Genomic DNA, 10719 nt, shown 5'->3' with positions numbered 1-10719 from the left:
GTGCGCGCACGAGGAAGCCCGTCGTGGTGCCGCGCTTCTCGTCGGCGAGGATCTCGACATAGGCGAGCCGCGTGGCGTCGTCGATGGCGACGTGCACGAAGTCCCAGCCGGCTCCCCTGTTGCGGTGACCCAAACGGGAACCGGTGACGCGATGGCCCGCCCGCTCGAACCGTCCGAGCTTCTTGATGTCGAGGTGGATGAATTCGCCCGGGCGCTCGCGTTGATAGCGCCTCGGCGGTTCTTTCGGCTCGAGCGCCTTCAGGCGGCCGAGGCCTGCGCGGTGGAGCCATCGCGCCACGGTGGAGCGCGCCAGGCGCAGCTTGTGCGCGATCTCGGCGGCCGTGAGGCGATACTCGCGTCGCAAGCGCAAAGCTGCCGCAACCGAAGCGTTCAGGCAAGCGGCGGGCGGCGCGGCACTGGCGCCGTTGGCCAGCGCCTCCACCCCGCCTTCGCGGTGGCGCCGCAGCCATTTGAAGACCGTCCGCTCCGAGATCCCGAGCTCTTCCGCGATCCGCTTGACCGGCCGTCCCTCGGCCCGTCGCGTCACGATCAGCGCTCGACTGTGAACCGTCGTGCGCGCATTCTTGTGCGGGTTGTTCATCCCATCAGGGTCCGACTGGAGGTTTGGCGATCCCAGCCTAACCCCGATGCGGGTGAACAACCTCCTGAGAGTTCACATCTAGCCCCTGTCCTGGTTGGGTCCGGGTCTGAGGCGCCTCCGGCTCGTCACATCGCCTGATTGAACATCAGCGGCACGCCGCTCTTCGCCTCCAGCCGCTCGGCATAGGCGCGCACGGGGGCGGGGAAGGTGAGATCCTTCACGATCGAGAGCGAGCGCAGCACCGGCCACAGGATGATGTCGCTGATACCGATCGTCTCGCGCCCTTCGAGCATGGGGGCGAGCGCTTCGAGCTTCTCGTTCATCGCGGCGACGAGGGCAGGGGTGTCGGCCATCAGCGCCTCGAGGTCGCCGAACGCCTTCTCCTCGCGCAGCCGGTAGGCCTCGCGCGCCTCGGGCGTCGCGAGCTCGGCGAAGTCGCCCTTGGTGAAGCGGGGAATGTAGAGCTTGGTGCCGACCGGGCGGGCGTCCTTGACCCATTCCTCGAGCGCGTCGTCGTTCGGCCCGTCGAGGATCGGGGTGCCGAGCTGGTCGAGATGGTGCGCGATGTCGAGGCTTTCGGCCATGTGCGTGCCGTCCGCCTTCTGAAGGATCGGCACGACCTTGCGCCCGATGAGGCGGATCGGCGTCTCCGCGTCCCCCTCCAGGATGACTTCGGTCTGAAGCGGGATGCCCTTGAGGCCCGCCGTGAGGCGCGCACGCGTGCAGAAGGGGCAGTGTTCGTAGATGTAGAGTTTCATCGGGTGCTCCGGCGCCGCGCGTGTCACCCCTCGCGGGTGGTGGCTTTTGGAGGCCACAAGGCGCGGCGCGATCGATGATGCTGGTGGGCCCCACTCTAGCCGACGCAAGGATTGCGGCAAGGCAGCGCGGTTAGTGGCGGTGCGGAATCCGTGGCGCGCCCCGGTGCGGCCAAATACAGGCGGACGCGCGTGCGCGACGCCTTGCGAAAGCCGCCGCCGCCATGTTACCGGACATCGTGAGACGAGGAGGTGCCGGGCCGGTTCGTTCGCGAACGCATCGACCGGGCCATTCGCCGTGTTCTCAGGATGGAGCCGTGGCCGAGAGGCTGAAGGCGGCGGTTTGCTAAACCGTTAGGCGGGGTAAACCCGTCTCGAGGGTTCGAATCCCTCCGGCTCCGCCATCCTTAGTCTCTATCGTATTGAAGATATTGAGTATTTTCTTGCGAGCTCTGTCCGTGCCCTATTCTGCCCCACTTTCAATTTTGGTTGGTGGCGGGTTTGCGCGAACAGTGATGGAGACGCATCAGCGCTGAAGGCGGCTCGGCGAGCGCCAAGGCGATCGAGTAGCACAACGAGGCGATGCGCCCGTGAGCTGGATCGATCGGCGCACGCAAGCGCGAAAAGCTCGGCCTGGTGACGTAGCGACCCATAGTCCGCCGTTCAACCGACCAAGTCGTCGATTTTGACGGGTCGCGGTTTCCTTTTGCGCCGGCGATGGAGGCGGGCCTACGCCTCGCGCCGCGCGCCCCAAAGGTGGAGCGGCGAGCCGACGCCGATATCGCCGATCGAGGACAGACCCGCCGTCTCGGCAAGGCGCGAAAGCTCCGGCACGGACCAGGCGCGCCCGCCGGAAAGGCCGGTCTTGAGGCTGTTCAGGGCCGCCATCCTGCTGTCGTCGGGAACGCGATAGGCCGCCGCGAACACCCAGCCGCCCGGCCGAAGTGCGCGGCGAAGGTTGCGGAACGTCTCGTCGATGATCGTTGCTGGGATGAAGATCACGGGGATGAAGATCGCGTCGAACGCGTCGGTGTCCTGAAGGTCGACGACGTTCTGCCGCCTGAAGGCCACGCGGTCGGAGAGGCCGGTCTCCTGCAAATTCTTCGCCGCGAGCGCCAGGGCGGGCTCGAGGATGTCGATCCCGACCGCCTCGAGCTTCGGCCATTGCTGCGCCATCGACAGGGATATCCATCCGACGCCACTGCCCACATCGAGAAAGCGCCCGCCGCCTTGCAGCATCGCCGCAAATTGCGGGTCCCGCCCGGCATAGTCGGTGAGGAGCCTCGTGATGATGCGCGAGGACCGGCCCTGCGTCTCCAGGATGTTCGGATCGTCGAACGACCAGCCCGCGCTCCCGTCGTCGGGAAGCTCGACGAGGTGCAGCATCTGCCGCATGGCGGCGCGGACGAAGCCGTAGAGTGCGTCGAGCTCGTCCTGCGACAGACCGGCGAACGCGTCCGGCTCGAACGCCTCGACCACGGCTTCGAGCTTCGCATTGAGCGTCTCGTTCGGCTGGATGCGCCCCGCCGCGGCGCCGAGCCCGGCCCCGATCGCCGCGAGCGTGTCGGCAGCCCGGATGTGCCGTTGAACCGCGGCCATGGCTTCAGGAAACGCCATCTCCACCCTCCCGATTCCGCCCGCTAGCAGACCTCGGCGACGTGTTGGCCGTGCCCCGGACACCACTTTCAAAATCAAAATGAGCGCGCCGCCGCCCCTTCACAAGACACGTCAAAACCAAGCCGCCGGATTTCGTCGGCGTGGTTGACGGGTTCGAGGGGGAGCCGGGGAAGACGATGACCCCCTCGCGCCAGTCGACCCGGACGATGAAGCGGGGGCGGCGGCCGAGTGGTCGATCCGGTGACCAACCCACTCGGCCTTCGCGATTGCCTCCAGGTTGTTGGACACCGTAGTTGGCGCCTCAGGCATCTGCCGGCTTCTCGGTTCGCATCGCCTCACGAAGCGCGGCGGCGCGCTTTTTGAGGCGGGCGTGGTCGCCGTCGCAGATCTTCTCGATGCAAGCGCGGTATTCGGAGTCAGCAGTCAGTGCCGACGGAGGTCGCGATACGATTCGTCCATGATGTCGACTAAATTGTTGAAGATTTGGGGCGCCTATGCGGTGCCTCGTGCCGTCGCGCTCAATGCAGACGTGAATCGACTTCATCTTGGTACCGCGCAGGCGGTCTTCATACGCGTTCCCGCGGCGAACGGTGTCCAGGCTGCGGATGTGGTCCGCACAGGCGGTGACCACCACCTCGCATCCCACGGGCTGTCGCCAGCTTGCGGACGACTCCGTTCCGCGCCAGGCGGTGCAGGGCCTGAGGTGTGATGCCAAGCGCACCGGCCATTTCTTTTGTTCTCATCGATTTGAGCATCGTCAAACTACCTAGAGATCCTGGATCGAAACTAGAACATTCGGATTTCGCCGGTAAAACGGTGAAGTATTGGGCTGGAGCTGCCGCGCGGACCACCCCCATAGTCGAATGACCCGCGGCCGGGCGTACCCCAGACGGCACCAGTCGCCGCAGGAGTGCGATCAGCCTCTGAGAAGCAACCCGCGCGCGAGCTCGGCCATCTGGCGCGCACCACAGGCCTCCGGAGGGACTTGGAGGCGCCACAGCTCATAGCGTCATCGCCTCTCCCGCGAGCCGCCAAGCCGCGATCTTTGCCAAGCCTCGCGGGATCGCTACCCGATGTCGTCCAAAGTGGCGACATACTGCAAGGTCGCCGGCTTCTCCCACCCTTACGAGTTGGTCGATCCGTCGAAGACTCCGGCGCGTGCCGTCAAGGAAAGCGTGAGGTAGAAAGCAAATTTCTTTACATCTCCTACTTTATCCGACTCCTCAATTCCTTATCTATCTGAAATAATCTCGAAACAGATACATTGCCGGGCGGTGCGACTGATGGCGATACCGGAGCCGAGGCAGACCTACACGATCGAGACGCTGAGCACGTTCGCAGGGGCGACGACGGCCACCTTCGTCGTCGCCAATGCGGTGCAGAGCCTTCTGCACGTCAATCCCGCCTGGGTCGCCCTGGTGGTCGCGGAGCTCATCTGCATCGGCACCGCGCTCGCGCGGCGCGAGAAGGAAGGCGGCTCGCTGCCGACGATGGTCCTCGTCGCCATGCTGAACGGGGTCCTGGTCTTCAGCTCCGCCGCCGGCGTCACGCAGGTCGGATCGAGCCTTCAGCGGGCGGCAGAGCCGCCTGGCGCCGGAGCGGAAGCGCCGGCCATCGACCGGACCTTTCTCACTCCTTGGCCGTGAGGTTCGCCATGCCTATGAAAAGCAAGAGCCCGGCGCCGGAGACACGCGGACGCGCCGGAAGGGGCTCGGCCCCCCGCCGTCGGAGGGCGGCGCGCTGGATGCTCGTGTTCGTCGCCGGGCTGATGGGCGGTTCGTCCATCGCGATCGCGGCGAAGCGGGCCGACCTCGACAAACGCCTCGTCGGCGTCGCGGGTGAGGCGGATCCCGCTGCGAAATCGCCGGCGCGCCTCGCGCAATTCCTGAACTACCAGCCCTTCTCGAACCTGCAATGGCGCAACGTCTAGGGCAATCGGATGGCCGCGCCGGAAGGGCGATTTCCTGAGCTGCTCGTCCTGCAGGGCTCGTCGTTCTGCAACATCGACTGCCGCTACTGCTACGTCGCCGGCCGCGAGAGGCGGGAGCGGATGAGCGAGGAGGTCCTCCGCGCCGTCGCGCAGAAGGTGGTGGCGGCGTCCGGCGCCCCGGACGAGATGGAGGTCGCCTGGCATGCGGGGGAGCCGATGGCGCTTCCCGCCGCTTGGGTCGACGCCGCTTGCGACATGCTCGCCGCCCACGCACCGCCGGGGCGGCGCTTGCGCTTCGTGATCCAGACGAACGCGACCTTGGTGGACGAGCGGTGGATCGCGGTGATCGCAAAGCACCGGATCTCGATCGGCGTCAGCATCGACGGACCTGAGGAGATCCACGACGCCAAGCGCGTCACCCGGCGCGGCGCGGGCACCTTCCGCAGCACGATGCGGGGCGTCGAGGCGCTCTGCGACGCCGGGGTCCCGTTCACGGCCATCGCGGTCCTGACGCGCCAGTCGCTCGCCGAGCCGGACAGGATGTACGACTTCTTCTCCTCGCTCCGGCCGACGAGCCTCGGTTTCAACATCGAGGAGCAGGAGGGCGAGAACCGGACGACGTCGCTCGATGTGCCGGGGATCGAACAGGCGTACCGCGCCTTTCTCCGCCGCTTTCTCGAGCGGCACCGCGCGACCGGCGAGCCGTTCCGCCTCAGGAGTCTCGCGACCGTGCGCGACCTGGCGCGCGGCGCGCGTCTGGGCTTGCGCGGTCACGGTCAGCAGATCGAGCCCTTCTCGATCCTCACCGTCGCGGCCGACGGAGGCCTCTCGACGTTCTCGCCGGAGCTGATCGGGACGCCTGCACCCGACTATGCCGACTTTGTCTTCGGCAACATCCTCACGGGCGGCATAGAGGCGATGCGGCGCGATGCGGCGCTGCAGCGCGCGGCCGCGCAGATCGCGGCGGGCGTGCGGGCGTGCCGCAAGAGCTGCGCCTATTTCGACGTCTGCGGCGGCGGTGCGCCGTCGAACAAGTTCTTCGAGAACGGGTCGTTGGCGAGCACCGAGACGCTTCATTGCCGGCTCGTGACGATGGAAACCGTCGACGCCGTGCTCGACTCGCTGGAACTCCAGGACGGATAGCGGGCGGCGGCGGTCAGGAGCGGTTCGGGCCGCAGACCGCCTCGAACGCCAGCGGAAATGTCGTTCCGATGAAGCCGCATGTGTGGAATCGCGTGCAGTGGTAGGCCGGCTCCGGCCCGTTCGAGGGGTAGTCGACCTGCACCGGCCTCGGGGCATCGGCGGGACCGCGGCAGATCCGCGGCGTGTCGGGCCGGGGCGCACCCTCGGTGGCGCTCGCGTCGATCGCGCATCGCGCCGCCTCGGGCAGCGGCTCGCATGGTGCGCTCGGCGAGCGCTCGGCGAGGACGTCGCGCAGCGCCAGATTCGTCTGTTCGAGGCTCGCCCCGCGCGGCACGCCGGCAAGGCTCTTGAACCGGTCGATCGCCGTCCTCGTCTGCGGGCCGATGAGCCCGTCGACCAGTCCGGGGTCCATATTGAGCGCGGCGAGCTGGCGCTGCACCTCCTCGACGGTCTGTGTCCGCGCGACGGGGTCCGCCGCGCGCGCCCATTCGAGCGGCCCGCGCACGATCGACACCTTCGTGCCGCCATCCCAGAGATAGGCGAGGGTGCTCCCGTCCGATGAGAGGTCCAGCGCGGCGATCTTCGGCAATCTGGACGGAAGGTAGGGCCCCGCGAAGGCGTTGCCGTCCAGCGAGAACAGCGCCACGCCATCCCAGCCGCGCGCGCCCACGGCGAGGACCGAAAGGTCGTCGGACGCGCGCGCGATCGTCGGCCCGACCACGGTGCCGGGCGTCGAGATCCGGCTCGTCATGCCGGCGGAGAGAAGGTCGGCGAGCCGCCTCGATGCCGGATCGACCGCCATCAGGAACATGAAGCGCCTGCCGAGATCGACGACGAGGAGCCCGGTGCCCCCGCCGCCACCCGGCAGCGCGGCCGCCTCGACGAGGGTCGGCTCCAGCGGCTCTCCCGCGGCCCGGTTGCCCAGCCTGCGCGACTGGAGCTGGATCGAGCGCCGGGCGTCGGTCAGCGAAATCGTGGCGCGGGACTGGTGATAGGCGGTGAGAAGCTCGCCATCCGCGCTCGGGATGAGATTGCTGGGCGGCCCGTCCTCGAGGAACACGTTGCTGTCCTTGAGGTCGGCGGCGGACACGCGCCTGCCATCGTAGCTCTCGGGATTGCGGATCGTGACGACGACGCTCAAGGACGGGCTGAAGACGAACAGCACCTCCGCGCCTTCTTCGGTCCCGGCCGCGAGCGAGGCGTTGCCGAAGACGGATTCGATGCCGATCCGGATCGCCGGCTTGTCGTGGCGCGCGAGGCGGGTGATGAAGTCGTCACCTGCCTTTTCCGCGCGGGAGAGCACGTAGACGCTGTTTTCCCGTGTCGCCAAGACGTCGAGGATCTTCTCCGCGCCGCTCCCTTCGAAGGTCAGCGGCCGCGGATCCACGCCGGTCGTCGGATCGATCTCGAAGAGATGGCCGGTGTCGGCCGACCAGAGGACGAGGGTCCCGTCGGCCGCGAACTTGACGCCCGAAGTCGGCTCCTCGAGCGTCCACGTGTTGAGGTCCCCGTTCTTCGCCTGCGCGCAAGCGGGCGCGCTGGCGAGGAGCAGCGCCAGCGCGGCGAACGCAGCGGGAAGGCAGCGACTTGAGGTCAGGGCGATCGGCAAGTGTTCAGCTCCGAAATGATCAGCTCGCGGGTGCCAGCGTGATGTCCACGGTCGCCGGGTCGAACACCACGGCCGCGCCGCTGGTGCGATCGGATGAGAATGGCTGGATCCGCAACTGGAGAACGACGCTTTCGACGCGGCTGTCGATAATCTTCGCCGCCTCGAGGAACTTCGCGCTCGAGGTCGTGAGCTGCAGGAAGAAGGCGCCGCCATCGCCCTTTCCGAACTCGATCGGCCCCTTCAGCGGGACGCCGCCCGGCGGCGCGCTCGTCTGGCTGTAATTCTCGCTGCCGAGGAGCTTCAGCTGGCCGTTGATCACGGCGTACTTGTAGAGGTCGACGTCGATCTGGCCGACCATCGGCTCGCCGAGGACGCGCTTCTTGTAAATGATCTCGATCCCGCCGGCGGTCTCGTTGGCCGTCCATCGGAGCTCGCTTCGCAGCGGGTCGAAGTCCTTCAGCCGCCGCTGCATCACATCGCGGATCTCCTTGAACTTGAGGCCCACGAGAAGCGCGTCGGCATATTCGGTCGGGATCAGCGCGCGGAATGAGGCGGTCGTCTCTTTCGGACTGAGAAGGCCGACAAGGCCGCCGTCGGAGTCGAAGAACGGCGTGCCGTCATAGGCATCGTCGAGGTCGCCATCGACGCCCCAGAAGCCCTTCCTGGCGCTGAACGACAGGATTTGGTGCGATCGCGTGACCTCACCGAGCTCGGGCACCTTGCCCATGTAGCTCTTCACCGTGCGCCCTCCGTCGCCCGTCGCGAGTTCGGGGTACTGAAAGCGCTGGCTGAGCGTGGCCGCCTCGTAGAGCTCGTCGCTCCGATCGAGCTGGAGGAGGAGGAGCCCGACATGCGCCATCACGTCGACCGGCCAGGCCGCACGAGGCGTGTCTTCCATGGTCTGGATCGAGATGTCGCGCGGATCGACGTTCTCAAGGTTGCTGAGGAGGGAGTAGGTCGTGAGGACAAGACCGTAAGGGGAGACGACGACGCCCATCGCCTTCGACTCCTCGCCCTCTCCGGAGCCGGAAGCCTTGAGGAGGACGACGGCGCTCTTCGGGATCGCGTCCTCGGCTGCCGCGCTCCCCATGGCGAGCAGCACGGCGAGGAGCGGGAGGACGAAGCCACGAAGTCGCGCCCTCGTCATGATGGATCGAAGCCGCCTCATCAGGTCCCTCCACCGGTGAGGCGGACGCTCGCCGGCACCCCGGCCGTTCCGTCGCCCCCGTCCTCGAACAGCGGATCGATCACGGCCTCGTACTCGATCCGGCTGGCGTTCGGGCGCAGGATCCGGATCATCTGCTCGATCTGTTCGAGGTTGGCGGCCGCGCCCAGCACGCCTCCATCGGCCGACACGCTCTCAGGTGTTGCGACGAGCATCTGCGGCGGTATTCCATTCGGGTCGCCGTTTACGAAGACGCGGAGTTCGACCTTCGCCTCGGTCGGATCCGGCCCGCCGGTGACGCGCTTGCGGTAGTCGAGCTTCAGGCCGCCGGTGACCCGGCGTGCGCTCCAGATGAGATCGTGCCGCACCGGGTCGAGCGACCGGTTGAGGTCCTCCACCTGGGCTCGAAGCGTCTCGACCTCGCGCCTCAGCCCCTCGAAGCGGACGAATGCGAGGAGGGGGTCGGCAAACTCGATCGGGACGAACACCCCGGTGCCGCCGATCATGCCCTTCGCGATCCCGACGAGCCGTCCGTCGCAGTCGATCACCGGGCTGCCGCTCTGGCCGCTCTTGAACTCCATCGCGATCGCCCAGACCGAACCGCCGTCGGGCGTCTTGCTCACGATCTCGCCTTTGGGGGTGACGTCGTGGAGGTCCGCGCCCGGAAATCCGTAGCTCATGAGCACCGCCCCGACCGAAAGGCCGAATGCCGAACCGAGGTCGACGTGTGCATAGGGGCCGGAGTTCCCCAGCTTGAGGAGGAGGAGGTCCGTCGTCTGCTCGGCATCGATGACCCATGCGCGCTGCGAGACGGACCCGATGGAGGCAGTGACCGTGAGGGTCTCGGGCGCGAAGTCACCGAGACCGCGCAGGAGATGGTAGGCGGTCAGCACGAACCCGCTGTCGGCGATCACGACGCCGGTCGCCGGGGAGTCGACGAAGCGGGAGGCGTTCGGGCCGGAGCGGACCTGCGCGCGGGCGACGAGCTTGACGGTCGCCGGCTTGATCGCCTCGACCGCCGTGTAGCAGCGATCCTGCGCGTAGGCGGGCGCGATGCCGATCAGGATCGCGCCGGCGAGACGCACAAGAGGGCGCGCCCATTTCACTGAGAGGCTCCGCCTGCGGGCGGGAGGCCATAAATGTATTGCGCCGCCACGATGTCGAGCGGGCTGAGGATGCCTTCGCCCATCCAGACCTTGTTGCAGTAGTTCATCACCGAATCCGGGTCCCACGGCGTGAGCTCGGTGTCGCCGTCCGGTCCTTGCGGCGGCTTCATGCATCCGCCCCGTCCGTCGCGCGGGGTGTCGAGGCGGTTCTGCTCGTGGGCGAAGCCGATCGCGTGGCCGAACTCGTGAACGGCGACCGTCTTGAGGCAGCTCTCGGCCGTCGTGCGGCAGGACGGCGCCCAGCTTTGAAACGTGAAGTTCAGGACCATCCCGTCGCGCGTCACGATCTGCGAGCCGTCTTCGGCATAGGCGAGCTCTTTGCCGAGCGCCTTCACGTGGGGCCAGGAGTCCTCGATCCTGATGCGAATGCCGGAGAAGTCGTCCGTGCAATCCGTGTCCCACCCCTCGAAGCGGAGCCCGGAGTGCGCCTGCCACGTCGCCTCGATCGCCTCGCGCACCGCGGTGCGGCCCCAGGCGTTGTCCTCCGCCGCATTTTCCCAGCAGAGAAAGGCGACATTGAACGGCCATCGCGCGGACAGCCGCGGAAAGGCCTTGTCCTCGATGTTCTTGACCTGCTCGGCGGTGATGGCGCGCAGAAGATCGTCCGCGGAGCCCGGCGGCCCCTCCGCCAGGGCCTGCGACAGCGGCAGTGTCAGCGCGAGGAGGCTGGCGAACACAAGTTTCGCCGCCGGCGCGACGGAGCATTTCAGCAACCGAAAGCTTTTGTCGTCCC

The 10719-nt window shown here is 67.3% G+C and carries 11 protein-coding genes and 1 tRNA gene; 4 read left to right on the top strand and 8 right to left on the bottom strand.

The genetic code is table 11. The features are described 5' to 3' along the window. Both DBV35_RS27935 and grxB read right to left on the bottom strand, forming a co-directional pair. A partial coding sequence (locus DBV35_RS27935; protein WP_157962031.1) for a helix-turn-helix domain-containing protein occupies positions 1 to 601 on the bottom strand: 601 nt, incomplete at its 3' end. A 125-nt stretch (positions 602 to 726) separates the two neighbouring features. Next, on the bottom strand, positions 727 to 1359 hold the full coding sequence (grxB, locus tag DBV35_RS27930; RefSeq protein WP_108663699.1) for a glutaredoxin 2: 633 nt from the start codon (positions 1357 to 1359) through the stop codon (positions 727 to 729). A 308-nt stretch (positions 1360 to 1667) separates the two neighbouring features. Between grxB and DBV35_RS27925 the strand changes: the two genes are divergently transcribed. Continuing rightward, a tRNA-Ser gene (locus DBV35_RS27925) sits at positions 1668 to 1760 on the top strand. A gap of 325 nt (positions 1761 to 2085) precedes the next feature. On the opposite strand, the gene DBV35_RS27920 is transcribed toward DBV35_RS27925, so the two are convergent. Both DBV35_RS27920 and DBV35_RS30405 read right to left on the bottom strand, forming a co-directional pair. Next, positions 2086 to 2973: an SAM-dependent methyltransferase gene (locus DBV35_RS27920; protein WP_108663698.1), complete on the bottom strand. Its 888-nt coding sequence runs from the start codon at positions 2971 to 2973 to the stop codon at positions 2086 to 2088. Positions 2974 to 3274: 301 nt separating this feature from the next. Further along, entirely contained in the window at positions 3275 to 3607 is a 333-nt protein-coding gene (locus tag DBV35_RS30405; RefSeq protein ID WP_157962030.1) for a hypothetical protein, read from the bottom strand. A gap of 649 nt (positions 3608 to 4256) precedes the next feature. Between DBV35_RS30405 and DBV35_RS27915 the strand changes: the two genes are divergently transcribed. The 3 genes from DBV35_RS27915 to grrM all read left to right on the top strand — a co-directional run bounded on the left by DBV35_RS27915 (position 4257) and on the right by grrM (position 6046). Continuing rightward, a complete protein-coding gene (locus DBV35_RS27915; protein ID WP_108663697.1) occupies positions 4257 to 4619 on the top strand; it encodes a hypothetical protein in 363 nt (120 codons plus the stop codon). A gap of 98 nt (positions 4620 to 4717) precedes the next feature. Beyond that, positions 4718 to 4903, top strand: coding sequence for a hypothetical protein (locus DBV35_RS27910; RefSeq protein WP_108663696.1), 186 nt, complete (start codon positions 4718 to 4720; stop codon positions 4901 to 4903). Between the two features lie 9 nt (positions 4904 to 4912). Then, positions 4913 to 6046 carry a cyclophane-forming radical SAM/SPASM peptide maturase GrrM/OscB gene (grrM, locus tag DBV35_RS27905; RefSeq protein ID WP_108663695.1) on the top strand — a complete coding sequence of 378 codons (1134 nt, stop codon included), beginning with the start codon at positions 4913 to 4915 and terminating at the stop codon, positions 6044 to 6046. Positions 6047 to 6059: 13 nt separating this feature from the next. Here grrM and DBV35_RS27900 read toward each other — a convergent pair whose 3' ends face one another. Genes DBV35_RS27900 through DBV35_RS27885 form a run of 4 tightly spaced genes read right to left on the bottom strand, consistent with a single transcriptional unit; the run spans position 6060 to position 10663 of the window. After that, the gene (locus DBV35_RS27900; RefSeq protein WP_108663694.1) at positions 6060 to 7655 is read right to left on the bottom strand and encodes a peptidoglycan-binding domain-containing protein; all 1596 of its coding nucleotides are present in this window, start codon (positions 7653 to 7655) and stop codon (positions 6060 to 6062) included. 19 nt (positions 7656 to 7674) lie between these two features. Continuing rightward, positions 7675 to 8823: a S1 family serine peptidase gene (locus DBV35_RS27895; RefSeq protein ID WP_157962029.1), complete on the bottom strand. Its 1149-nt coding sequence runs from the start codon at positions 8821 to 8823 to the stop codon at positions 7675 to 7677. Further along, positions 8823 to 9926, bottom strand: a complete 1104-nt coding sequence (locus DBV35_RS27890; RefSeq protein ID WP_157962028.1) for a S1 family peptidase — start codon at positions 9924 to 9926, stop codon at positions 8823 to 8825. Before DBV35_RS27890 ends, DBV35_RS27895 begins: the two co-directional genes overlap by 1 nt. Continuing rightward, a complete protein-coding gene (locus DBV35_RS27885; protein WP_157962027.1) occupies positions 9923 to 10663 on the bottom strand; it encodes a M12 family metallopeptidase in 741 nt (246 codons plus the stop codon). Before DBV35_RS27885 ends, DBV35_RS27890 begins: the two co-directional genes overlap by 4 nt. Between the last annotated feature and the right edge of the window lie 56 nt (positions 10664 to 10719).

The sequence above is a fragment of the Acuticoccus kandeliae genome, from assembly GCF_003073115.1.
Note: the sequence above shows the minus strand (reverse complement) of the source record. Positions and strands in the feature narration are given on the sequence as shown.